The following is a 23,713-nucleotide window of genomic DNA, read 5'->3' as shown; positions in this document are numbered from 1 at the left end:
GTTAGTGCGAATGGCGCGGGTTGCCGCGCTCGGCGATGACTTTCAGATAGAGCGTGGCCGGTTCGAGGCATCCGCCCGTGGACAATTGCCCCACCGTCTTGCGGTAAAGCTCCTGCCAGGGCGTCTGTGCCGGCGGAACCTCGAAGTGCGCCGTTTCGCGGCGCCGCGCAAGCTCCGCTTCGTCGACCAGCACGTTCACGCTGCGCGCATTCAGGTCCACGCGAATGCGGTCGCCCGTTTGCAGCAGCGCGAGGCCGCCGCCCACCGCCGCCTCGGGCGACATGTTCAGGATCGACGGGCTCGCCGAGGTGCCGCTCTGGCGGCCGTCGCCCAACGTGGGCAGCGACGTGATGCCCTGGCGCACCAGTTCCGCCGGCGGCGCCATGTTCACCACCTCGGCGCTGCCCGGATAGCCCACCGTGCCCGTGCCGCGAATCACGAGAATGCAGTGCTGGTCGATTTCGAGCGACGTATCGTTGATGCGCGCGTGGTAGTCCTCGGGACCGTCGAACACGATTGCGCGCGCCTCGAAGGAATTTTCCGCGCCCGGCTCGCTCAGGTAGGTTTGCCGGAAGGCGTCGCCGACCACCGACATCTTCATGATCGCGCTGTCGAAGAAGTTGCCCGAGAGCACCATGAAGCCCGCGCCGTGCTTGAGCGGATCATCGGTTGTCCTGATGACCTGGCGATCGGGCTCGGGCGTGCTGTCGGCAATGGCGCCAATGGTGCGGCCCGATACCGTGAGGCATTCGCGGTGCACGAGGCCCGCGCGATCGAGTTCGCGCAGCACGCCGGGCACGCCGCCCGCGCGGTGGAAGCTCTCGCCCAGATACTCGCCTGCCGGCATGCAGTTCACGATGAGCGGCACCTGTTCGCCAACGCGTTGCCAGTCTTCGAGGCTCAGCTCGATGCCCATGTGCCGCGCGATCGCAATGAGGTGCGGCGGGCAGTTGGTGGACGCACCCAGCGCGGAGGCCACGACGATGGCATTCTCGAACGCCTCTTTCGTCATGATGCGCGAGGGCCGCATGTCGTAGCGCACGAGGTCGACAATGCGCTTGCCCGTTGCGTACGCCATCTGGCCGCGCTCGCGGTAAGCGGCCGGAATGCTGGCGCAGCCGGGCAGCGACATGCCCAGCGCTTCGGCGAGGCTGTTCATCGACAGCGCCGTGCCCATCGTGTTGCAGTGGCCGATGGAGGGCGACGAAGCTGTCGTGAGCTCCATGAAGCCCTCGTAGTCGATCTCGCCGGCCGCGAGCAGATTGCGCGCATGCCAGATGACCGTGCCCGAACCGACACGCTGGCCGTGATGCCAGCCGTCGAGCATCGGGCCGCCCGACAGCACGATGGCGGGCATATCGACCGTTGCCGCGGCCATCAGGCAAGCGGGCGTGGTCTTGTCGCAGCCCGTGGTCAGCACCACGCCGTCGAGCGGGAAACCGTGAAGAATTTCGACCAGACCCAGATAGGCCAGATTGCGGTCGAGCGCTGCCGTGGGCCGCCGGCTCTGCTCGGCGAGCGGATGGACCGGAAATTCCATCGGGATGCCGCCCGCGTCGCGAATGCCCGCCTTCGTGCGCGCCGCCAGCTCGATATGGTGACGGTTGCAGGGGGCGAGATCGCTCCCCGTTTGTGCAATGCCGATGATGGGGCGGCCCGATTGCAATTCTTCCCGGGTCAGACCGTAATTCATGAAGCGCTCGACATAGAGCGCGGTCATGTCCGCATGGGCCGGGTCGTCGAACCATTCCTGACTGCGCAGGCGCCGTGCGTTGGGCTGGGTCATATCACTCACTTGCTTGTTCCTTGTCTCGACGATGCGGCGGGCAGGTCCACGCCATTTGTTATCGGTAACATTTCTGGATGTTAGCACTTTGCGCCCGCCCTGTGCACCAGGTGTGACCACGCGTTTTCCCGACCTGGGCGCCGGTCTCCGACTTGCCGTGGCGCCTCGTCTCATGCTAATTTAGCGCCCGCTGTGTTACCGATAACAAAACAGCGCGCTGTTCACAGCCAGCGCCGAGATCCAGCAAGTACACCACGAAGCTCGTGGAATCGCTCCCAGCAGCGGGACCATTCAAAGGCACATGTGAAAGGAGACACATCCCATGCCCACCCTGACCCAGATTGCGGACTCGCCGGCCGCCGTCAACGAAGCCGAAGAACAGCTGTACCGCAAGGTACTGAAGCGGATCCTGCCGCTTCTGCTTCTGTGCTATGTCGTCGCCTACCTCGACCGCGTGAACGTCGGCTTTGCCAAACTGCAGATGCTCGATTCGCTCGGCCTGAGCGACAGTATCTATGCGGTGGGCGCAAGCATTTTCTTCTGGGGATACTTCCTCTTCGAGATGCCGAGCAACCTGCTCCTGCATCGCTATGGCGCGCGCTTCTGGATCGCGCGCATCATGGTGACGTGGGGCATCGTGTCTTCGTCGCTCGCCTTTATCGCGCCGCTCGCGAGTTTCTTTCACGTGCAGACCTCGTCGATGTTCTACATCCTGCGGTTTCTGCTCGGCGTCTGCGAAGCGGGGTTTTTCCCCGGCATCATTCTTTACCTGAACTACTGGTTTCCGGCGCGTCGCCAGAGCGTCGCGATGTCGGGGTTCCTGATCGCCATTCCGGTGAGCCTCACGCTCGGCGGGGTTATCTCGGGGTGGCTCATGGAGAACACGCATGGCCTGTTCGGGCTGGGCGGCTGGCAGTGGATGCTGTTGCTCGAAGGCATTCCCTCGATTCTCGTCGCCTTCGTGGTGCTGCTGCGCATGGGCGACGGCATTCAGTCGGCGAAATGGCTGAGCGCCGCCGAAAAGGCCGTGCTGCAAAAGAATCTCGAACAGGAAAGCGCGAAGAAAACGCATAGCGCCATGGCGGCGCTGAAAAGCCCGCGCGTCTGGCTGCTGACGTTCATCCTGCTGACCTTCAATACCGGCTTCTATGGTCTGGCGTTCTGGCTGCCTTCCATCATCAAGGCTTCCGGTGTGAAGAGCACGTTCAATATCGGCTTGCTGACCGCGATTCCCTATCTCAGCGCCGTGGCCGCCATGATCTGGAACGCGTCGCACTCGCGCAAGACGGGCGAGCGCCGGCTGCATGCGGCCATTCCGGCCTGTATCGGCGGCGTCGGCCTGATTCTGAGCGCACTGTTCGCGCACAACGTGCCACTCTCGATCGTATTCCTGACGATCGCCACCTGCGCGATCCTCGGGCTCATGCCAATTTACTGGACGTTCCCGGGGCAGATTCTCTCCGGCACGGCCGCGGCGGCCGGTATTGCGCTCATCAATTCGGTCGGCAACCTGTCCGGCTTCACGGGCTCCATGATCACCAGCGTGGCGAAGGACCTGACCGGCGACATCAACAACGGCACCTATGCGCTGGGCGCGTGTCTGCTCGTGAGCTGCGTTCTGATTCTGTCGATTCCGAAAAGCATGCTGAAACGCGATCCCGTGGAAGAGAACTGAGCGTCATGCGTATCGGCTAAATCGTCCGTTGCGAGGGCCACGTTCTGCCACGTTCTGGCTGAGCCTTCCTTACACGATCCCGTTTTGAAAATTGCGTCGGCCTTGCGCCGGCGCTTTTTTTTGGCCGCCGCGGTCTGGCGCGAACCGGCAATTGTCCCGCCTGAACACCCCAGCGCCTGCACGAAAGACGTGCAAAAAAAACAATTGGAATTGTCTCAAGAATTGCAGCACGCTGCCGATAAGACGTGAAGACTGTTTTCAGCCCGATGCACCACCATCGGGCCATTGACAAGCAACGGAGACGCTGTGATTCGAACCTGCCTTGGTGGCCTGCTGCTCGCGCTCGGTTGCATCGGCACCGCGGTTGCCGCAGGCCCCGACTGCTCGCGCTCATTTACGCTCGCCTTACACGATCATGGGCTGCTCTACTCCGTCGACACGGACACGGGCATCGACAAGGACTTCGCCGACGCCCTCGCGCGGCGCAGCGGCTGCCAGATCCGCGTGAGCCTGATGTCGCGCGCGCGTATCTGGAAACTGATCGAATCGGGCGCGCTCGATTTCAGCCTTTCGGGCATTGCCAACGAAGAGCGCAATCAATACGCGGATTTTGCCTGGTACTTCAGCAACAAGTACTATCTGCTGGTTCGCAAGGATTCGGGCATCCATCAACTGGCCGATTTCGAGCACAACGACAAGTTTCAGCTCGGCGTGATTCGCAGTTTCCGCTACAGCAAGTCGGCCAACCGGCTGGTCGATTCGCTCTCCGCCGAAAACCGCGTGAGTCAGGCGGGCGGCCTCGAGCCGCTTTACCAGGCGCTGATCCTTGGCCGCATTCAGGGAATGATCATCGAGCCGTTCGATTATCCCGCCATCGATGAAGCGAAGATTCGGAGCGTGACCAATATCGTGGAGTTCGACGATCCACCCATTCCGCATGGACTCATCATGTCGAAGAAGGCGCTCTCGCCCGAGGAGCGGGACAAGTGGCGCGCCCTCGTCAACGAAATGATCGCCGACGGCACGGTGCGGCGCATCTTCACGAAGTATTTCAAGCCTGACCTCGCCGATTCGATGGTCCCCTTCTAGACGCCGCCATGACCCGGACGCGCCTCGTTCTGCTCCCGCTACTGGTTCTCGCCGCCGCACTCGGCGTGACCTGGACGCTCTGGAACCACGAGCGGGAAGCGGCTCGCCACGAACTGCTCACGCAGTTCGACTACTCGCTCGGCGACGTCGTGAGCCGCGTCGAACAGCGCATGGGCACGTACGAGCTGTTGCTGCGCGGCGTGCAGAGCCTGTTTGCCGCCAGCGGCGAGGTCGATCGCGACGCGTTCCGCGCGTACGTCAATACGCTCAATCTCGACGCCAATTTTTCCGGCATCCAGGCCATCGGCATCATAGCGTGGGTGCCGCAGACGCAAAAGGCCGCGCATATCACGGCCATGCAGCAGCGCGGCTTGCCGGGCTACGCGATCGAGCCCGACGGTCCGCGGGCGAACTACGCCCCCATCATTCAGCGCGAGCCGTATATCGGCGCCAATCGCGCGGCGCCCGGTTTCGACGCCTGGGCCGACCCGGTGCGCCGGCGCGCCATGGAGCAGGCGCGCGACACCGGCATGGCGACGATTTCCGGCAAGGTGCGCCTCTCGGTCGATACCGATCCCGGCGCCGACCCCGGCTTCGTGATGTACATGCCGGTCTACACACACGGCTCCGCGCCGGAAAACGCCACGGAACGCCAGGCGCAGCTGGTGGGCTGGGTCTACGCGTCCTTTCGCATGCACGACGTCATCGCCAGCCTTTACGGCGAGGAACCGCCCGGCCTCTCGGTCTCCATCTACGACGGCGTGGAATCGTCGCCGGACGCATTGCTCTACAGAACGTCGGGCGCCTCCGCTCTTCACCTGCCCAGCGATCTTTCGGCGACCGAATATCTCGTGGTCTGCGGACACGACTGGATGCTCAAGCTGATGGCGCGCGACGGCTTCAAGGCGCGCTTCGGCCGCGACGCGGCAACGCTCATCGCGATCACCGGCACGGGCCTGAGCCTGCTGCTCGCGCTGCTCACGCGCCTCATGATGACGGGCCGCAGCCGCGCGATACGGATGGCCTCGTCGATGACGAAGGAACTGCGCGAAAGCGAAGAAAAATTCCGCGCCATCGCGGACTGCACCGTCAACTGGGAAATCTGGTGGTCGCCGGAAGGCAAGCCGCGCTGGATCAACTCGGCGGTGGAGCAGTACATCGGCTATACCGTCGACGAGTGCATGGCCATGAGCGACTTCGCCTGCACCGTGATCTATCCGGGCGACGCGTCCTACGTCGCGCCCGAATTCCGCGGCGCGCAACTGGGCTCGCGCGGCGACAATCTGGAATTCCGCTGCGTGCGTAAGGACGGCTCGCTCATGTGGCTCTGCGCCTCGTGGGTGCCGATTACCGACTCGAAGGGAGACTTCATCGGTTTCCGCACGAGCGGGCGCGACATCACCGAGCGCAAGATCGCCGACCAGCGCATCAAGGAGCTGGCCTTCTACGACGCGCTCACGGGCCTGCCCAATCGCACGCTGCTGCTCGACAACCTCAAGGACGCCCTGACCGACAGCGCGCGGAACGGCACGAGTGGCGCCCTGCTGTTCATCGATCTGGATCACTTCAAGACGCTGAACGACACGCTGGGCCACGACAAGGGCGACCTGCTGCTGCAGGAAGTCGCGAAACGCCTGGCGGCGAGCATACCCGCGGGCGACACCGTGGCGCGCGTGGGCGGCGACGAGTTCGTCGTCGTGGTGGGCAATCTGAATCCCGTTCCCTGCGAGGCGGCCCGCCAGGCCGAGGCCCTGGGCGAGCGGATTCTCGCTGTGCTCGGGAATCCTTATCGACTCGACGAGATCGACTACCGCAGCACGGCGAGCATCGGCGCATCCGTATTCAAGGGCTTCCAGGCGACGACAGACGACCTCATGAAGCAGGCCGACCTCGCCATGTACAAGTCCAAGGAACGCGGCCGCAACGCGGTGCGCCTCTTCGACCCCGACATGCAGACGGTCGTGGTGGAGCGTGCCGCGCTCGAAGCGGCGCTGCGCGAAGCCATCGAGAACGAAGAGTTCGTGCTTCACTACCAGATGCAGATCGACAGCGGCCGGGTCACCGGCGTCGAGGCGCTGGTGCGCTGGCGTCACCCCCTGCGCGGGCTCGTGTACCCGGCCGATTTCATTCCCGTGGCCGAAGAAACCGGGCTCATCGCCGAGCTGGGCAGCTGGGTGCTGCGCGCGGCCTGCACCCAGCTGGCGCGCTGGGCCATGCAGCCCGACACCGAACACCTGACCATTGCGGTCAACGTCAGCGTGCAGCAGCTGCACCAGCCCGACTTCGTGCAAAGCGTGCTGGCCACCCTCGAACAGACCGGCGCGAGAGCGGACCGGCTCAAGCTCGAGTTGACGGAAAGCGTGCTGGTCGACAACGTGCAGGAGATCATCGAGAAAATGGAAGCGCTGAAGGCGAACGGCATCGTCTTCGCGCTCGACGATTTCGGCATCGGCTATTCGTCGCTTTCGTATTTGAGGCGCCTGCCGCTCGCTCAACTGAAGATCGACCGCTCCTTCGTGCGCGATGTCCTCGTCGATCCGAACGACGCCGTGATCGCCCGCACCATCGTGGCGCTCGCGCACAGCCTGGGCCTCGGCGTGATCGCCGAAGGGGTCGAGACCGAGGAGCAGCGTGCCTTCCTCGCCTCGGCCGGATGTTACGCGTATCAGGGCTATCTGTTCTGCCGCCCGATTCCTGTCGAGGAGTTCGAGGCGGCATTGCGTGGACTCGAGGCGTCGGAGTGCATCACGGAGTAAGCGCGCCCCGCCGCCCGTCGCGTCACGCGTCGCCGTGCCGGCGCGGCGCGAGCAGGTCGGACAGGCCCACGCGATGCAGCATCTCCGCCCGCACGCGGTCCAGTACGGCAAAGCCGACGTCCGCGCCGTCCTGGGTCGGGTCCACGTGCACCCGGAACGGCCGCTTCCCGAAGGGAGCATCGACCACATCGACGATCGCCTCGGCCACGAGGCCGACGTCGGCTTCTGGCGGCACGATGGCGGCGAACGCCTTCTGGATCTGCTCGCCGAACCCGGCATAGGGGCCGGCTTCATAGGCGGCGACCACGCCCTTGTCTTCCGGGCTGCCCGCATGCGCGAAGTGATTCGTGCCCGAGGTGAACGCGCCCGGCACGATGATCGACGTTTCGATGCCCCAGCGCGAAAGCTCGCGTGCGTACTGAACGGCAATCGCATCCATGGCGGCCTTCGCCGCGAAATACGGCGCGAAATAAGGCGGCGTGCCGCCCGCAGAACTGCTGCTCGACACCCACACCACCAGACCCTCCCGGCGCTCGCGCATGTGCGGCAGCACCGCGCGGTTCACCCGCTGCGTGCCTAGCACGTTGATGTCGTACAGGTGCGCATACTGTTCCGGACTGAACGCTTCGGCCGGCCCGAAGGCCATGTGGCCCGCGTTGTGGACGATCACATCGATACGCCCGCTTGCGGCGATCACGCGGGCGATGCCCGCATCCACGGACGCCTGCGACTGCACGTCGAGTTCGACGGTGCGCAGATCCACGCCGTTGTGCTGCGAGAATTCGGCCATCTGCGCGACGACCGGGGCGTTGCGCCCGGCGGTCGCACGCATCGATGCGTAGACGGTATGGCCGGCGCTGGCGAGTGCTGCGGCGGCGAGGCGGCCGAAACCGCTGGATGCGCCGGTAACGACAATGACCTTCTTCATGATGGGCTCCTCGTTCGTCATGAAAACGCTTGATCAGGACATCAAACAATGCCGCCGTTCACGCGGATCGTTTGACCGTCGATCCAGCCAGCGCCGTTGCCGACGAGGAACGACACCACTTCCGCGATGTCGTCCGCCTGGCCGAGCCGCTCGAGCGGCGGCATCTTCGCGAGGCGCTCGATCTGCTCGGGCGTCTTGTCCTTGAGGAACAGTTCGGTTGCGGTAGGCCCGGGGGCGATCGCATTCACGGTGATATTGCGGCCGCGCAGTTCCTTGGCAAAGATGTTGGTCATCGCTTCTACGGCGGCCTTGGTGGCGGCGTACACCGAGTAGCCCGGCAGCGCGAGCGCCTGGATGCTGCTCGAGAAGTTGACGATGCGGCCGCCCTGGCGCAGCTTCTTCGCGGCAATGCGCAGCGTATTGAAGGTGCCCTTGAGGTTGATCGCGACGAGCCGGTCGAACAGGGCGTCGTCGGTATCGGCCAGGTTGACGAGGCCCGGCTGCATGATGCCCGCGTTGTTCACCACGATATCCACGCCGCCGAAGAGCGTAATAGCCTGGTCGAACATCGCGGCCACCTGGGCGGGCACGGCCACGTCCGCCTGAATTGCCGCGGCGCGACCGCCCGCGGCCTTGATTTCCTCCACGACTGCGTTGGCGTCCGCCGCGCGGCCGGCGTAGTTGACGATGACTGCGACGCCTTCGCTCGCGAGGCGACGGGCGATCGATGCGCCGATACCGCGGGAAGCGCCGGTAACGATCGCGACTTTGCTGGGGTTGGCTTGCGTGCTCATGGTGACTCTCCGTTCCGGTTGGGTGGGTGATGCAACGTGATGCGATGGGTGCATCTTCCCGCCAGGCGACGCCCCACGGTAGCCGCATAGCCGGAATATCGGTTATGCTTCCCGCGTATGACCATCTTCAACGACCTGAGCCTGCTGCAGGCCTTCGTTGCCATCGTGGAGAGCGGCAGCATCTCCGCGGCGGCGCGCAAGCTGAACCTGAGCCAGCCCACGCTGAGCCGCCAGCTGCGTTCGCTCGAAGATCAATGCGGCGCGGCGCTGCTGCGGCGCGACACGCACCGCATGAGCCTCACGGAAACCGGCCATCAGTTCCTGGCCGACGCCCAGGCACTGCTCGCGCTCGCCGAGGAGGCCGGCCAGCGCATGCGGCGCGATCAGAGCGCGCTGAGCGGCAATATCCGTGTGTTTTCCACAATCGACTTCGGCCAGTCCGTGGTGAGCCGGATGATCAGCAGCTTTATCCAGGCCCACCCGGCTGTGCGAATGGAGCTGGCCTATTCGAACCGCCCGCTCCACATGATCGAAGAGGGCTGCGACGCGGGTATCGTCGCCGGGGCGCTCACTGACGATCGCGTCGTGGCGCGCTCGCTGGGCGAGATCCACCGCTATCCGGTTGCCTCGCCAGCGTTCCTCAAGGATCACAAGTTCGCCAGCAAGCCGGAAAGTCTCCAGGTCTTACCGTGGATCGCACTGTCGAGCCGGCAATTCGGCGGTTCGAGGGATGTCACGCTGTATGCGGGCGCAACGACGCATACGTTGCAGATCGAGCCCGTGATGATCTCGGAAGGCGTGACGAGCATGCGCGAGGCCGCGCGCATGGGGCTGGGCGTGGCCGTGTTGCCGGAATGGCTGATCGAGGAGGATCTGATCTCGGGCCGCCTCGTGCGCGTCCTGCCGAAATGGCAGGCGAAACCGCTCGCCGCGCAAATCGTCTATCCCGTGCAAAGGCGGCTGCCGCTGCGCGTGCAGGCATTCATCGAATTCGCAAGCGAATATATGACGACGGTTTTGAAGCCGCGATAACGCCTGACTCCGCGCACGCGGGCGCTTCGGGCTAAGCGCCCTTCATTCTTGACTCGAAATCAAAACACTTTGGTCTCCAGGCCACGGCAACGCGCTGGGCGCCGCAGCAGGCAGCGCGGCACTCTCGGCCGGTCTCGGCTACGGCGCGGTGCCGATTGTCGGGGCGTTCATCGCGCTTGGCGGCGTTGCGCTCGTCGTCCAGATCGTCATGAACCGGCGCTCGCGCGAGACGGGCGAGCTTGTCTTCCTCGCGCACCGAAGGCGCTTGTTCGTTGAACCGCAGCACAGCCGGCAGGAAAATCGCGTTCAGCGTGCCATGATGCAAACGCGGGTTGATGCCGCCCAGCGAATGGCTCAGGCTGTGCACGCAACCCAGGCCCTTCTGGAACGCCAGCGCACCCTGCATCGATGCGCTCATCATGTTCAGCCGCGCCACGCGGTCGCCGCCATCACGCATCGCGCGCTCGATATGACGCCACGCGCGCCACAAGCCGTCCAGCGCAATGCCGTCCGCGCGCGCATCGGCACGCGCGTGGCGCTCACCTCGAGTTCGGTCGGCAAAGCCTGGCTCGCCACGCTCACGCCGGCCCAGCGCGAGCCTTTGCTCGCGCAGGCGCCGCGCGTGCGCTTCACGGAGCATACGATGACCGACCTCGGCGCGATCCGCGACGAGATCGAACTCACGGCGCAACGCGGCTACGCTGAAGATCGCGAAGAAAACGAACAGTCGATCTGGTGTTACGGCGCGGCGATTCTCGGCGCCGATGGCCATGCAGTGGGCTGCGTGAGCGTCAGCATGCCGATGTTCCGCCGCCAGGATGACGCGCAGCGCAGCTACATCGAACCCCTGCTCGCCGCGTGCCGCACCATCGCGGCGCGGCTTGGGCCGGTTCGCGTGCGCTAAGGCAGCAACGGCAGCCGCGCATCAGCAGCCGGTCTGGCCTACTTCGCCTCTTCCACGCGCCGCTCATCGGTGTTGCTGGGATATTTCGCCTGCCCGAAGCGGATGATCAGCACGCCCAGCGCGATCAGCACGATCGCCCCGGCGGAAGCCAGCAAATGCAGCTCCGTGTTCGCGCCGGCGCGCAGGATGAGGTCCCGCGCGATCGACACCATGGCGATATAGAGCGGGAAGCGCACCGGCAGCTGACCCGCCTTGAGATACTGCCCGACCATAGCGAAGATCTCGAGGTAGAGAAACATCAGCAGCAGGTCGGTCAGCGTCACGCCGTCCGAATGCACCATGTGCCAGATCAGCGCGCCCATGGCGGCCACGGTGCCAATGCCGATGATCAAGAGGCCGAACAGTTCGGCCAGCTCCATGGCGCGCTCGAGGCGCTCCTTGATCGCTCGCTGCAGAGCGTTCTCGTACTTCATCTTCGCGGTTTCCCCATGACATGGTAGGGGAATAGTAGCGCGACAAGATGAAAGTTCGAAAACGCGAAAAAAAATCTGCGCGGGCGCGGGTGCGCAGCGAAATCAGGGCGACGGCGCGGCGGCGCGCAGGTCGTCGAGCACGGCGCGGGCGAATTCGAGTTGCGTGACGAGCGCGGGCGAAGCCGGCCGGATCGGCATGCGCGTTTCGTGCGACAGGGTGCCGTCGAGCGCCAGCATGGCCTTGATCGCACTCGGGTTCGGCGCGGCGAACAACAGGCGCAGCACGCCCTTGAAGCGCGCGAACAGCCGCGCCGCCGCCTCGCCGTAGCCCGCCTTCGCGAGCGCGTGCACATCGCGCAGCAGGTCCGGGCAAACGTGCGCACTGGCGAGTATGCCGCCCGCGGCGCCCGCCTCGAGGCACTCCAGAAACGCTTCGTCCGTCCCGCAAAGCAGCGAGATGGGCAGTTGCCCCAGCGCCTTGAAGCGCTCGCTTGCGCAAGCCTTGATGGCCACGATATTGTCGAATTCCGCCAGTTCGCGCACCGTTTCGACTTCGATCGGCACGCCCGTGCGATGCGGCACATCGTAAAGCACCAACGGCTTCGACGTGGCACGCGCGATCTGCCCAAAGTGCCATGCGAGCCCCGCCTGGTCCGGGCATACATACGACGGTGCGGGAACGAGAAAGCCCGCCACGTCCCACCTTTCCAGCGTGCGCAGATGCTGCACGAACGCACGCGTATCGCTGCCGCCCAGGCCCGCGATCACGGGCACGCGCCCCGCCGCGACCCCGGTTATGGCCTGCAGCACGGTCACGCGCTCCACGTCGTTCAGGAGCGCCGCCTCGCCGGTCGTGCTGAGCGCGACGATGCCGGCAACGCCGTCACTCGCGTATTTGTCAGTCAGCAGTTCCAACGCATCGACATCCACTTCGCCATCGCGCAGCGGCGTCACAATGGGCAACCAGATTCCCTCGAACATATCAGGCCCCCTTGTTGCCGGTGCGCGGGCGCAATGCGCCGATCGTGGCTTCCGGCACGCTGACTATCAGCGTATGCATCGTGAAGTCGATGTCTTCGGGCGCGATATCGAGTAGCACGCGCATGGCGCCGCGCACGAACGCAGTTTGCGCGACATAGACGCCGAGCGGCGAATGCAGCAGCGCCGCGAGATGCGCCCGCGCGGCTTCTTCGGTATTCGCGTTCAGCATGACTTCGAGCCAGGCACGCGGGGCCCGCAACGGAACGACCTTCGCAAGCGGGCGCGGAGTCGGCGCCACGATCTCGTAACGGGGGATGGGATTTGCGCAAGCCATGAGATTTGAATTGCTATTCGCAGGTTGTGAACACAACTTCAGCGTATTCCCGAACGCGTAAAACCGGTGTTAAAAATAGCGGTGCGTCGTGTCTAAATTTCACATGCCTTGTGCGAGCTGCGGATTCAACTCGAGATGCAGCACGACGAGCCAGCGTCGCGGGCACGCGTTGGCAATCTGGAGTTGCGCTTCGTGCGCACTCCCTTCGGTTCGCGCCGGCCCGATGAATCCCTGCTTCTTTGCCGTGGCCCACGCGGCGCGCGCGTCGGTCACCAGCCAGTTGCTGACGAGCAGGCACGTAATGCAGCTAAAGATCACCGTCTCGAAGTCCGAGATGCCCGGATCGATTTGCTGGGTAACGTAGCCGAACACGGCAGTCAGTATCTGGTCCACGGAAAACGTGAGAAGCGCGAGCTTCAACCAGCCTCTAAAACGCATCGGCATGATTAGCGGAGAAACACAGGATTGAACGGCGGGAGGCAAAACATGGCAATGACACGGGCGGATTCGACGCGCCAGTGTAGGCGTGGCGTTCTCCCTCGCACAAGAAAAAATGCCGTAAAGAAGCACCGTATTTACACGCCGGCGGGCAATCTTTTACGGCTTGTTTACGCGCCGTTCGCTACGATCATGCTGATCCGCAATCTCTCGGGCCAATTCGTGTTGAAACTCCTCATTCCCGTCATTGACCGGCACGGCGCAGCCGAAGCCGCACGCCACAGCGCGTTTCTTTTCGCCGAACGCGGCATGGTGGAAGTCGAGATCGTTGAGACGATGCAGCAAGCCGAGGCGAGCGACGGCGCCCGCAAGCGCAGACAACGGCACGGCCGCGACATGCTCGACGCCACCTGCGCGATTCTCAAGGACGCTGGCGTGCCGTACCGCCTGCGCCACGCGCCTGGCCCCGCGGAACGCAGCATTGCCGCGTGCGTGGAATGCGGCGGCGCGGATATCGTTCTCGTGGACGCAAGCCATCTCGGCTTTCTGCGCAAATGGATGATGCTCGCAAGGCTCAGGCGGCTTTGCAGCGTGCCCGTGACCTTGTTGCATTGACGGCGTATCGGTCCGCTCGCATGCGCAACCTCTCTTCGCCGCTTCGGCGCACATTGAATGCCGCACGCGCCATCAGTCCGCAAAGACGCGCATTGCTGCGCGTGTGCGCGTTGATTCTGCTAATCAGTCCCATACTGACTTCAGCGTTCGCATTTTTCGCGTATTCGAATCACCCCGATTTTGCACTGGGACTCACGGCATTCTTCTGCTTCATGTGCTGCACGCTGCTCGCCGTGTGGATACGCTCCGATGCGCGTCATGCGTGGTCGCGCGCGAGAGAGTGGGGCTTCGTGCAGCCGGCCGCGATTCGCCCCGGCCGTGCCGTGCGCGTAGCGAGCGCCTGCCCTTTGCGGTGGCTCGTCGTGCTGCATGTGGAACTGCACGGAGGCATCGTCGCGGCGCGCTAGGCGTCGAAACCCTGCGTGATCGCGGCAATGCGTGCCTCGTCGCAGCGTGCTGTCGCGGCGTCGCGCATGAGTAAGTCGAGCCAGATTGGGTCTGCCCGGACGCGCGCGAACCCGCATGTTCGAAAACGTCCGTTGGGCACATTACGCTGCCGCGCCGCGCAATGCGGACTACTATATCGTCAGTGTATTGGGCAACCGGGCAAAGGAGGCTCGATGGCCGACTGGTCGAACATGATGCGCGATTTCGTCGACGAGATCGCGGCGAGCGTGGCGATGATCGGCCGCGACGAGCGGGGCCAGTTCGTGGTTTCGGCCTGCAACGATCATTTCATGCGAATGACGGGCGGCAGGCGCAGCGCGATCAAGTCGTTCCCGGCACCGTTCGATTCGCTCATTCCCAACTACGCCCGAACCGAATTCCGCAAGAAACTGACCCAGTGCTTCGAATCCGGCGTCGCCCGGGAACTCGAGCAAGCCTACGACCTGAGGGACGGAACGCACTGGTGGCGCCTGTCGTTGAAGCCGATACGCCACGCCGAAAGCGGCGTCTCCGTGCTCGAAATCATGGTCACAGGCCTTGAAATCACCACGAAAATGTTGCTGACGCACGAACTGGAAGTCAGCACATCGCGCTTTCGTTCGGTCGTGGACGCAGCCTACGACGCCATCATCACGATCGACCAGCAGCATTGCATCACGCTGTTCAATCGCGCCGCCGAAAACCTGTTCGGGTACTCCGCCGAGGAAATGCTCGGCCAACCGATCACGGACCTTCTGCCCGAGCGCTTCCGCGGCAATCATTCGCAATATGTCCACCAGTTCGCGCGCTCGCCCGTGCGCTCGCGGCAGATGGACGAGCGCAACCGCGTGTATGGATTGCATCGGGATGGGTCGCTGTTGCCCGTCGAAATCGCGATTTCGAAAATCAACGTGGGCGGGCTGATCGAATTCACCGCGGTGATTCGCGATATCGCCGACCGCGTGCAATTGATGGACCTGCTCCAGAAACAGGCCGTGACCGACGAGCTGACCGGCCTGCCGAACCGCCGCGAATTTGCCGATACCGTCGAGCAGCTTCTGGAAGCGGACAAAACGCTCTCCGTCTTTATTCTCGATATCGATTACTTCAAGAAGATCAACGACAGCTACGGGCACGACATCGGCGACGAAGTGCTGCGCGTGCTGGCCAAGGTCGTGATGAACAGTGACAGGCGCATTGGCGTGTTCGCCCGCTGGGGCGGCGAAGAATTCGTCGCCGCCCTGCCCGAGTTCGATATCGAGCAGGCAACGGCTGTGGCCGAGGAGCTGCGCCAGACCATCGAGCAGCAGGACTTCGAGCACAAATGGCGGCTGGGCAAGCCTGTGCCGTTTACGGTGAGCATTGGCGTGACGGAACGCCTGCCGGGCGAGGATGACTTCGGTGCGATCGTCAAACGCGCGGACGTGGCGCTCTATCGGGCCAAGGACAGCGGACGCAACCGCGTGGAAGTCGGCTAGCGCGCACCGCAAGCAATCGCATCGCCTGCTTTCGCCAGGGAGCTTCAAATGGACAGAATTGTGCTGGCCTGCGTGGCCGTGCTGGGTCTCCTGCTGTTTGGCCTCGGCCTGTCCATTTCCATGCTTCGCTTTCGCGAAGGCACGCTCTCGGGATGCGCGACGGACCCCGCCAGCCTGCTGCACAAGGTCGTGCGCGCGCATGCGAACACCGCCGAATATGTGCCCTTCCTGGCCGTGCTGTTTCTCTATCTGGGCACACGCTCGCCCTCGCCGGTCACGCTCGCGCTGATCGTGGCCGCGACCGTCTGCCGGCTCCTGCTCGTCGTCGGGCTGATCGCGTTTCCCTCGATGGCGAAACCCAATCCCGCCCGATTTCTCGGCGCGCTCGGCACTTACGCGGCCGGTATCGCGCTGAGTCTCGCATTGCTGCGTTGACTCGAGGGCATGAGCCGTGCGCGGCCTTACCGCCTCTTTCGCTGTGCGCGCAACGTTGTCACCGATGTTGGCTACGGCGCACGCGAATCGCCGCGCAACGATGCCAGCAGTTGCACGAGCGCTTCGATGTCTTCATCCCGCGTGCGCCACGACGACACGCTGATCCGCAACGCAGGCCGCCCTTGCCAGATCGTGCCGCCGAACCACGTTTCGCCGGAGGCCTGCACGGCGCTGCGCAGCGCCTGCGTCTGCGCATCCGTTGCGCAGCGGAACAGCACCTGGTTCAGCACGACCCGGTTGAGCACCTCGTAGCCGAGCCGCCCGAGTTCCGCGCCGATGCGTTGCGCCTGCGCGTGATGGCGCTCGACCATGGCCGCGACACCGCCGCGTCCGAGCGTGCGCAGCGCCGCCCACACGGGAATGCCGCGCGCGCGGCGCGAGAATTCCAGCGTGAGGTTCTTCTGCGCGTCGGCGCTCGCGGACAAATACGCCGCGTCGCTGTTCATCGCCTCGGCCAGCGCCGTTGCATCGCGGCAAATGACCATGGCGCAGTCGTACGGCGTGTTGAGCCACTTGTGCGCATCGGTCGTCCAGCTATCGGCCCCTTCGATGCCTTCGGTCAGCGCAGCCAGTGACGAGGTCCGCGCCCACAGGCCGAACGCGCCATCGACATGCACCCACGCGCCGGCCGCCCGCGCACGCGCGATGATCGGCGCAAACGGGTCGAATTCGCCGGTATTCACCTCGCCGGCCTGCAGGCACAGGATCGTACGGTCGTCGAGCGGCGGGAGTCGCGCCGCATCCACGCAGCCATGAGCATCGACGGCCGCGTAGACGATGCGATCCAGCCCGAAGCCCAGAATGCGCAGCGCCTTCTTCACCGTGATGTGAGCGAGTTCCGAGATCACGACCTTGATCTCGGGCGCGCCCATCAGCCCCTGGCCGTCGAAGTCCCAGCCTTGCCGTGCCAGCAGCGCGCGCCGGGCCGTGGCGAGTGCGCCGAGCGTGCACGCGGTGGCGCTGGTGCCGAAGCCCACGGCGCTCTCACGCGGCAGGTCGAGTGCTTCGAGCACCCAGCGGCCGGCGATGCGTTCCACCGTGGCCGCGACCGGCGAGTTGTCGAACGTCGAGGCGCACTGGTCCCACGCCAGCATGAGCCGCTCCACCGCGGCCGCCGCGGGCAGCGCCGCGCCGATCACGAAGCCGAAATAGCGCGGGCCGTTCGAAGCCGTAGTCGCCGGCGAGCCTACGCGGTCGAGCAGGGACAGCGTGTCTTCGGCGGGTAACCCGCTTGCGGGCAGCGGTTCGTCGAACGCACCGAGCGCCGCAATGGCTTCGTTCGAGGGGAAAACGCGCCGCGTGGCGTTGCCTTCGAGGTAGCGCAGGCCGCGCGCGTCGGCATCCGCCAGCAGTTTCAGTTCATCCATCCATGTCTCCCGGTTCGGGTTTCCATTCAAGCTTCAATTCGATGTGCAGGCGCACGAGGCCGCGCGCGGCATGCTGCGCACTGTGAGTGTCCAGAACACGAGCGCCAGCAAACTCGTGGCCGCGCCCAGCATACACACGCCATGCCAGCCCGCCACGGCATACGTCGCCGTCGTGCCGATCGCGCCAAGCCCGCTGCCAACCGCGTAGAACAGCATGTAAAGACTCACGAGACGGCTATGCAGTTGCGCATCGCTGCGAAAAATCAGGCTTTGATTGGTCACGTGCAGCGCCTGGCCGCCGAGATCGAGCAGCACGATGCCGACCAGCAGCATCCATAGCGAGTGTCCCAGCATCGAGAGCGGCCACCACGCCAGCAACAGGAGCGCCAGCGCGGCAGCGCTGGTGCGCTGGCCCCAACCCCGGTCGGCCCAGTGGCCCGCGCGCGCGGCGGCCAGTGCGCCCGTCGCCCCGGCGATGCCGAAGGCCCCGATCGCCGTATGAGAGAAATTGTAGGGCGGCGCACTCAACGGCAGCACCAATGCGCTCCAGAAGATATTGAGGGTCGCGAACATCAGCAGCGCGAGCGCGCCGCGCGTCTGCAGCACGCGATCCGAGCGCAGCAACGCAAACATCGAGATGATCAGCTGGACATAGCTCATCGTATCTGGCGCGCCGCGCGCCAGTTTCGGCAGCCGGCGCCACAGCGGCACGGCAAGCGCGAGCATGACGGCGGCGGAACAGCCATACACGCCGCGCCAACCGGCGAGATCGCTCACGCCGCCGGAGAACACGCGAGCCAGCAGCAGGCCGATGAACACGCCACTGCCCGCTGCGCCCACCACGCGCCCGCGCTCGTCGGGCGCGGCGGCGGCGGCCGCATAGGCGATCAAACCCTGCGTCATGGCCGTGCCCAGCATGCCTACACCCAGCATGCCAGCCAGCAGCACCGCGACTGATCGCGCGAGACCGACCACGCCCAGCGCGGCCACCAGCGCCAGCAGTTGCGCGATCATCAGGCGGCGGCGCTCCACCCTGTCGCCCAACGGCACGAGCAGCAGCAACGCCAGCGCGCAACCGGTCTGTGTCGCCGTGACCACGCCGCCAACCGCGGCGCGGGTAATGCCGAAATCGCGCGCCAAGGCGTCCAGCAAGGGCTGCGCATAGTAGACATTGGCGACGCTCAAACCGCTGGCCACGGCGAACAGCAGTACGATGCCACGCGGCAACGGCGCGTGCGGCCGCACGGGAGCGCCGCGGGCCGGCGGTGCAAGCGCAACGGGATCCGCTTCCATGATCTTCAATCCAGTTTCAAAACAAAACTGATTGAATGGTATGTCGACTGGTTTTAAAATGCAACTACGTGAGGCGAACGCATTGCGTCAATCTGGACTGGCATAAGAAGGAGTCGTCATGGCAAGCCGCAAATCCATGCAGACGGAGACCTGCCCCGTCGCGCGCTCGGTCGACGTGATCGGCGACCGGTGGTCGCTGATGATCCTGCGCGACGTCTTCGACGGCATCTACCGCTTCGGTGATATTCAGCGCAATCTGGGCGTGGCGCGCAATATCCTGTCCGGCCGCTTGAGCCATCTCGTCGAGGCCGGCATTCTCGAAACCCGCCCTGCCTCCGACGGCACGACCTATCAGGAGTACGTGCTAACGAAGAAAGGGGAAAGCCTCTTCCCCATCATCGTGGCGCTTCAGCAGTGGGGCGAGCGCCATTTGTTCGAGCGCGGCGAACGGCATTCGTGGTTGATCGACAAGGCAACGGGCAAGCCGTTGCTTTCGATGTTTCCGCAGACCCGTGAGGGGCAGGCGCTCACCCCTCACGACACCGTGGTCAAGAAGCCCGCATGACGCCCGCCCGGCTTACATCGCCGGGTCGATCGGCGAAGGCGGCGCGCCGCGTTCCTCGATGGCCTGGCCCGCCAGCAGACACAGGTCTTCGCGGAAGTGCCCGGCGACGATCTGCACGCCAACCGGCACGTCCTTCACCATGCCCGTCGAGACGACGAGTCCCGGCAAGCCCATCGCGGGCAATGCGCGCATGGTCAGCTGGGCGTCCCACACGCGCTGGAATCCCGCCGCGCCCTGCATGTCGAGGTTGTCGGGGAACGGCAGTTCGCCCGAAACCGGCAGCAGCAGCACGGGATAGTCCGCAAGGAACAAGCGCCATGCGCGCGTGAGCGTCGTGCGGCGCACCAGCGACGGGACCACCACGTTCTCGGGCATCGCCGCGACCTTGGCGCGCACGCCGTCCACCACCGCCTGCGCGCCCGGGTCGCCGTCGCGGGCCACGGCGTCGGCGAGGGCCGGGAAGCCGTCGCCGAGCCACAGGCGTTCCTGCACTTCGCCGGCGTCACGCAGGAGCGGCACGTCGTCGATCTGCTCGACCGTCCAGCCCGCCTCGGCGAGCCGGCGGCCGGCGTCGAGCAAGGCGTCCTCCACCTCCTTCGTGATGCTCATGCCGCCCGGGCGCAGGCAGAGCGCCGCGCGCCGCGGCACATCGGGCCCGATGAGCGGCGCCGGTGCCCACCAGGGGTCGCGCAGGTCGGGCGCGGCAAGCGCCGCGAGCGCCAGGCGCAGGTCCTCGACCGTACGCGCCATCGGGCCCGCGCCCGACATCATCTGCGCGCCGATCGGCCGCTCGGGCGACGACGCGTTGAACGCCGGCACCCGCCCGATGCTGGGCCGCAAACCGTGCACGCCGCACGCATAGGCCGGGTAGCGCACCGAGCCGCCAATGTCGGTGCCGAGCGCGATATGCCCGATGCCGGCCGTGACCGCCGCCGCCGCGCCGCCGCTCGAACCGCCCGGCGTGAGCGACGCGTTGCGCGGGTTCTTCGTATGCCCGTGGACCTGGTTGCTCGTGAACCAGCGCAGCGCGAAGGTCGGCGAATTGGTGCGGCCGAGCAGCACCGCGCCCGCGCGCACGAGGTTCTCGATGGCGGGGCTGTTCACCTGCGCGATCAGATCCTTTTGCAGCCGCGTGCCGTTGGTCGTCGCGAAGCCCGCCTGGTCGATGTTGATCTTCGTGGTCACGGGCACGCCCGCGAGCGGCCCCGGGTCTTCGCCGCGCGCAATCGCCGCGTCGATCCTGTCGGCCTGGTCGAAGACCCATTCGGGCCGGTGGTCGATCACCGCGTTGATGAGCGGATTGACGGCTTCGAGCCGCTCGAGCGCGGCCTTAGCGGCCTCGCGTGCCGACACCTCGCGCGCGCGAACCCGCCTGGCGAGTTCAGTTGCAGTTAAACGCCATAGTTCAGTCACGATCCCTCCGGTTCGTTGGCAAATTGGGAATGGACAGGCCTTTTCAGGCGCTGGCCGATAAGGTCTCGACACGCCGCCGGTCGCGCAGAACCGCCAGCGCGAGCGCCGCGAGTCCGCACGCCGCAATGAGCGCGAGCAGCGCCGCGCGGCCGCCGTGCACCAGCACCCAGCCGCCGACGGTTGGAAACCCGAACGCGCCGACGAAGTACGCCGCGACGAACCACGTGAGCGCGGCGCGGCGGTGCGCGGCAACGGAGTCGTTGACGGCCTGGAGCTGGACGATCGGGTAAGCGAGCCCGTACCCGGTGCCCAGCAGCACCGCGGCCGCCGATTGGAACAGCACGTGAAACGGCACGACGAACATCGCCGCGCTGCCCATCACCATCATGATGAGCAGCACTTTCGTCGCGGTTTCGGAGCGCATCTTGATGACCACGCGCGAGAGCAGCCAGCGCGTGGCGATGACCGTCACCGTGTAGACGCTGAAGAAGGTCGTCGCCTTCGCCTCGGTGCCTTGCACGAGCGACATCTGGAACGTCATGAGGCCCGAGAACACGCAGCCGCCCAGCGCGATGATGACGATGGGATACACCGCGCGCGTTCGGGCGATCACGCCCATCTTCAGGAGCCACGGGTCCGGCGAGGCCGGCTCCTGCGTCGTGGCAGCGGAAGCGGCGCGCACGTGCGGCGCGAGCCGGCCGAACAGTTCGAGCAGGACGGCCGCCAGCACGCACAGGCCGCCGATCGTGTAGAGCACGCCGCCAAGCGGCATGCGCCAGAAGCGGATCGCAAAGCCCGCGAGCGCCGGACTGGCGCCGATGCCCGTCATCTGCATGGTGGCGAAGCGCAGGAACCAGAGGCCGCGCTCGGCGTCGTTGGTGCGCTCGGCGAGCGCCATGGGCGCGGCGAGGCAGAACGCGCCCCAGCCGAAGCCCACGAGGAAGCCGGGCACGACGTCGAAGCTGCTCAGGTGCTCGACGAGCGCGAAGCTCACCACGCCCGCACCCACGCAGAGCGCCGCGAGCGCGGCCATGCGCGCCGCGCCCACATGCTGGGCAACCCAGCCCGTGAGCGAGACGCCCACGAAGGTGCCGAGCGCGGCGCCCGCGAGCGCCACGCCGGTGTTGATGTCGTTCCCGCCGATGGCGCGCACGTGCATGGAAAACAGGAACGTCGCGCCATAGCCTGCCGATGCGAGCAGGACGCCGACGAGCATGATGAGGGCACTGAATGGGCGCACGGCGGAAATTCCGGACGATGACGGAAGTGTGCAGATTATCAGTCCCTGTACCCAGCGCTGCATTCAGGTGCTCCTCGGGTGCGATGTCGGTGGCAGGCTAGCGGCCGCGCGGGTGGAAGTGCCTCCACCACACGGCTGGCGCGGGCTGGTTACTTTGCGTCCTGCTGCGCGTGCTCCGCCGCGTCGATGATCGCGTCGGCCACGGCTTTCGGCTGGCTCAGCATCGAGACGTGGCTGCCGTTCACGCGCGTCACCTTTGCGCCGATATGCTTCGCCATCGATTCCTGCAGCGCGGGGTCGATCATGCGGTCGCGCGCCGTCACGACGAAATACGAAGGCTTGTCGTGCCACGCGGCCTGCGTGACCTTCTGCGAGAGCGCGCCGCTGAACCACGGGCCCTGGGTGGCCGCCACGATGCGTTGCTGCACGGGCGGCAGGTCGGGCGCGAAATCCTCGCGGATCGCCTTGTCGGAGAGCGTCAGGTAGCCCGCCGAGTCCTTGCGCAGTTCGCTCGCCCAGGGCGCGTCCGGCTGGCCCTGGGTGATATCGGCGATCGACTGGCCGTTGTCGGGCGCGAAGGCCGCCACGTACACGAGCGACTTCACCTTCTCGTCGTTGCCCGCTTCGCTGATCACGACACCCGCCCACGAGTGGCCGACCAGCACGACCGGGCCCTTCTGCTGCTCGATCACGCGCTTCGTTGCGGCCGCGTCGTCGGCGAGCGAGCTGAGCGGGTTCTGCACGGCCACGACGTGCAGGCCGCGCGCTTCGAGGAGCGGAATCACGCGGTTCCAGCTGGAGCCGTCGGCGAACGCGCCGTGCACCAGCACGACGTTGGTGCCTTTCAGGTCCTGCGGCGGCGCGGCATGCGCCGCCTGCAGCGCGAACAGGCCGCCGAGGAGCGCCACGGACGTGAAAATCTGCTTGATCGAAGGCATCGTTTTTCTCTCTTCTCTTATCGGGTCGTTCGGTGGGTCGGGAAAGGCGGATTACGAATGCGCGTAGATCGGGCCGAGGCCGGGGATATCGTCCTGGGCGGCGCGCGCGGCCTTCGTGCCGTTCATGGCGTGATGCGGCTTGCGCGGAGCGGACGCATCGGACGCCCCGTCCGCCACACCGCCATACGACGACGAAGCGGCTTGTTGCGCGACCTGGGTGGCTTCCACGCGCGCCAGCGCTGCCTGGATGTTGCGCGGGTATTGGGTTTCGTCGGCGGCCGGGTTGTAGCCGGCTTTCTGCAGCTGCACGAGTTCGGCGCGCACCTGCGCACGGGTGACGGGCTCGTTCGACTGGGCGAACGAGAGAACCGGGGCGGCGGCAAGAGCTGCAAGGGCGAGGAGCTTGAGGGCTTTCATGACGTTCTCCAAAGATCAATGAGGTAGACAGCGATCGGGTTCAAACCGGGTTCGGTTCAGCGCGAGGGGTGTATCGAGCTGGCGTAGGTGTATTTGAACGTCCGGATGTATCTGCAGTGTTTCCATTTGGGGCGCGGTTTGCATATCAACGTGTCCGAATTGCGCGCAGATACATTGCGCTACAAAAAGCCCGCCGCGATGCGCGGCGCGGGCCGTAACGCAAAACGCCGCCGGCCCGCGAGGGCACGGCGGCGCGGCATGGCATAGCGCGTCGCG

At 65.5% G+C, this 23,713-nt stretch carries 24 protein-coding genes and 1 pseudogene; 11 read left to right on the top strand and 14 right to left on the bottom strand.

Translation table 11 applies throughout. From position 1 onward, the window contains the following. Position 1 precedes the first annotated feature (1 nt). Entirely contained in the window at positions 2 to 1,786 is a 1,785-nt protein-coding gene (locus AB4Y42_RS27190) for an IlvD/Edd family dehydratase (RefSeq protein WP_368695923.1), read from the bottom strand. Between the two features lie 322 nt (positions 1,787 to 2,108). On the opposite strand from AB4Y42_RS27190, the gene AB4Y42_RS27185 reads away from it, so the two are divergent. The 4 genes from AB4Y42_RS27185 (at position 2,109) to AB4Y42_RS27170 (ending at position 7,306) form a co-directional block, all read left to right on the top strand. Then, positions 2,109 to 3,461, top strand: coding sequence for an MFS transporter (locus AB4Y42_RS27185; protein WP_368695884.1), 1,353 nt, complete (start codon positions 2,109 to 2,111; stop codon positions 3,459 to 3,461). A gap of 84 nt (positions 3,462 to 3,545) precedes the next feature. Further along, positions 3,546 to 3,710: a hypothetical protein gene (locus AB4Y42_RS27180; RefSeq protein WP_368687172.1), complete on the top strand. Its 165-nt coding sequence runs from the start codon at positions 3,546 to 3,548 to the stop codon at positions 3,708 to 3,710. A 57-nt stretch (positions 3,711 to 3,767) separates the two neighbouring features. Next, the gene (locus tag AB4Y42_RS27175; RefSeq protein WP_368687173.1) at positions 3,768 to 4,550 is read left to right on the top strand and encodes a substrate-binding periplasmic protein; all 783 of its coding nucleotides are present in this window, start codon (positions 3,768 to 3,770) and stop codon (positions 4,548 to 4,550) included. Positions 4,551 to 4,558: 8 nt separating this feature from the next. Further along, positions 4,559 to 7,306 (top strand): EAL domain-containing protein, encoded by a 2,748-nt coding sequence (locus AB4Y42_RS27170; protein WP_368695883.1) that lies wholly within the window; start codon positions 4,559 to 4,561, stop codon positions 7,304 to 7,306. A 22-nt stretch (positions 7,307 to 7,328) separates the two neighbouring features. On the opposite strand, the gene AB4Y42_RS27165 is transcribed toward AB4Y42_RS27170, so the two are convergent. Beyond that, positions 7,329 to 8,234 (bottom strand): SDR family NAD(P)-dependent oxidoreductase, encoded by a 906-nt coding sequence (locus tag AB4Y42_RS27165; RefSeq protein ID WP_368695882.1) that lies wholly within the window; start codon positions 8,232 to 8,234, stop codon positions 7,329 to 7,331. 41 nt (positions 8,235 to 8,275) lie between these two features. Continuing rightward, complete coding sequence (locus AB4Y42_RS27160; protein WP_368687176.1) at positions 8,276 to 9,028, bottom strand: SDR family oxidoreductase; 753 nt, start codon at positions 9,026 to 9,028, stop codon at positions 8,276 to 8,278. A 117-nt stretch (positions 9,029 to 9,145) separates the two neighbouring features. Here AB4Y42_RS27160 and AB4Y42_RS27155 point away from each other — a divergent pair, with 117 nt between their 5' ends. Then, positions 9,146 to 10,060, top strand: a complete 915-nt coding sequence (locus AB4Y42_RS27155; RefSeq protein WP_368687177.1) for a LysR family transcriptional regulator — start codon at positions 9,146 to 9,148, stop codon at positions 10,058 to 10,060. Between the two features lie 223 nt (positions 10,061 to 10,283). On the opposite strand, the pseudogene AB4Y42_RS27150 reads toward AB4Y42_RS27155, so the two are convergent. Then, positions 10,284 to 10,574: pseudogene (locus tag AB4Y42_RS27150) on the bottom strand (iron-containing alcohol dehydrogenase); the annotation flags it as partial. Between AB4Y42_RS27150 and AB4Y42_RS27145 the strand changes: the two are divergent. After that, positions 10,530 to 10,964: an IclR family transcriptional regulator gene (locus AB4Y42_RS27145; RefSeq protein WP_368695881.1), complete on the top strand. Its 435-nt coding sequence runs from the start codon at positions 10,530 to 10,532 to the stop codon at positions 10,962 to 10,964. The pseudogene AB4Y42_RS27150 and the gene AB4Y42_RS27145 sit on opposite strands and share 45 nt — an antisense overlap. A 38-nt stretch (positions 10,965 to 11,002) precedes the next feature. On the opposite strand, the gene AB4Y42_RS27140 is transcribed toward AB4Y42_RS27145, so the two are convergent. The 4 genes from AB4Y42_RS27140 to AB4Y42_RS27125 form a co-directional block, all read right to left on the bottom strand. Next, a complete protein-coding gene (locus AB4Y42_RS27140) occupies positions 11,003 to 11,437 on the bottom strand; it encodes a phosphate-starvation-inducible protein PsiE (RefSeq protein ID WP_069262357.1) in 435 nt (144 codons plus the stop codon). 102 nt (positions 11,438 to 11,539) lie between these two features. Further along, the gene (locus AB4Y42_RS27135) at positions 11,540 to 12,418 is read right to left on the bottom strand and encodes a 4-hydroxy-tetrahydrodipicolinate synthase (protein WP_368695880.1); all 879 of its coding nucleotides are present in this window, start codon (positions 12,416 to 12,418) and stop codon (positions 11,540 to 11,542) included. Between the two features lies 1 nt (position 12,419). After that, positions 12,420 to 12,716, bottom strand: a complete 297-nt coding sequence (locus tag AB4Y42_RS27130) for a hypothetical protein (RefSeq protein ID WP_368687180.1) — start codon at positions 12,714 to 12,716, stop codon at positions 12,420 to 12,422. 135 nt (positions 12,717 to 12,851) lie between these two features. Then, a complete protein-coding gene (locus tag AB4Y42_RS27125) occupies positions 12,852 to 13,172 on the bottom strand; it encodes a hypothetical protein (protein ID WP_368687181.1) in 321 nt (106 codons plus the stop codon). Between the two features lie 210 nt (positions 13,173 to 13,382). Here AB4Y42_RS27125 and AB4Y42_RS27120 point away from each other — a divergent pair, with 210 nt between their 5' ends. The 4 genes from AB4Y42_RS27120 (at position 13,383) to AB4Y42_RS27105 (ending at position 16,144) form a co-directional block, all read left to right on the top strand. Continuing rightward, a complete protein-coding gene (locus AB4Y42_RS27120; protein WP_368687182.1) occupies positions 13,383 to 13,805 on the top strand; it encodes a universal stress protein in 423 nt (140 codons plus the stop codon). A 101-nt stretch (positions 13,806 to 13,906) separates the two neighbouring features. After that, entirely contained in the window at positions 13,907 to 14,212 is a 306-nt protein-coding gene (locus AB4Y42_RS27115) for a hypothetical protein (protein ID WP_368695922.1), read from the top strand. Between the two features lie 213 nt (positions 14,213 to 14,425). Beyond that, positions 14,426 to 15,709: a diguanylate cyclase gene (locus tag AB4Y42_RS27110; RefSeq protein WP_368687184.1), complete on the top strand. Its 1,284-nt coding sequence runs from the start codon at positions 14,426 to 14,428 to the stop codon at positions 15,707 to 15,709. Positions 15,710 to 15,757: 48 nt separating this feature from the next. Continuing rightward, positions 15,758 to 16,144: an MAPEG family protein gene (locus AB4Y42_RS27105; protein ID WP_368695879.1), complete on the top strand. Its 387-nt coding sequence runs from the start codon at positions 15,758 to 15,760 to the stop codon at positions 16,142 to 16,144. A 71-nt stretch (positions 16,145 to 16,215) separates the two neighbouring features. Here the strand turns inward: AB4Y42_RS27105 and AB4Y42_RS27100 are convergent, their stop codons facing one another. Together AB4Y42_RS27100 and AB4Y42_RS27095 are read right to left on the bottom strand one after the other, a co-directional pair. Further along, positions 16,216 to 17,571, bottom strand: a complete 1,356-nt coding sequence (locus AB4Y42_RS27100) for an aspartate aminotransferase family protein (RefSeq protein WP_368695878.1) — start codon at positions 17,569 to 17,571, stop codon at positions 16,216 to 16,218. 33 nt (positions 17,572 to 17,604) lie between these two features. Continuing rightward, positions 17,605 to 18,864 (bottom strand): MFS transporter, encoded by a 1,260-nt coding sequence (locus AB4Y42_RS27095; protein WP_368695877.1) that lies wholly within the window; start codon positions 18,862 to 18,864, stop codon positions 17,605 to 17,607. Between the two features lie 118 nt (positions 18,865 to 18,982). Between AB4Y42_RS27095 and AB4Y42_RS27090 the strand changes: the two genes are divergently transcribed. Next, positions 18,983 to 19,429 (top strand): winged helix-turn-helix transcriptional regulator, encoded by a 447-nt coding sequence (locus AB4Y42_RS27090; protein ID WP_368695876.1) that lies wholly within the window; start codon positions 18,983 to 18,985, stop codon positions 19,427 to 19,429. Between the two features lie 12 nt (positions 19,430 to 19,441). On the opposite strand, the gene AB4Y42_RS27085 is transcribed toward AB4Y42_RS27090, so the two are convergent. The 4 genes from AB4Y42_RS27085 to AB4Y42_RS27070 form a co-directional block, all read right to left on the bottom strand. Then, complete coding sequence (locus tag AB4Y42_RS27085; RefSeq protein WP_368695875.1) at positions 19,442 to 20,842, bottom strand: amidase family protein; 1,401 nt, start codon at positions 20,840 to 20,842, stop codon at positions 19,442 to 19,444. A 43-nt stretch (positions 20,843 to 20,885) separates the two neighbouring features. Continuing rightward, positions 20,886 to 22,082 (bottom strand): MFS transporter, encoded by a 1,197-nt coding sequence (locus AB4Y42_RS27080; protein WP_368695874.1) that lies wholly within the window; start codon positions 22,080 to 22,082, stop codon positions 20,886 to 20,888. Positions 22,083 to 22,231: 149 nt separating this feature from the next. Further along, a complete protein-coding gene (locus AB4Y42_RS27075; protein ID WP_368695873.1) occupies positions 22,232 to 23,020 on the bottom strand; it encodes an alpha/beta fold hydrolase in 789 nt (262 codons plus the stop codon). Between the two features lie 51 nt (positions 23,021 to 23,071). Next, positions 23,072 to 23,437: a DUF4148 domain-containing protein gene (locus tag AB4Y42_RS27070; protein ID WP_368687192.1), complete on the bottom strand. Its 366-nt coding sequence runs from the start codon at positions 23,435 to 23,437 to the stop codon at positions 23,072 to 23,074. Positions 23,438 to 23,713 lie beyond the last annotated feature (276 nt).

It is taken from the genome of Paraburkholderia sp. EG286B, assembly GCF_040965655.1.
GTDB lineage: Bacteria > Pseudomonadota > Gammaproteobacteria > Burkholderiales > Burkholderiaceae > Paraburkholderia.
This window is presented reverse-complemented; position numbering and strand designations above follow the sequence as displayed.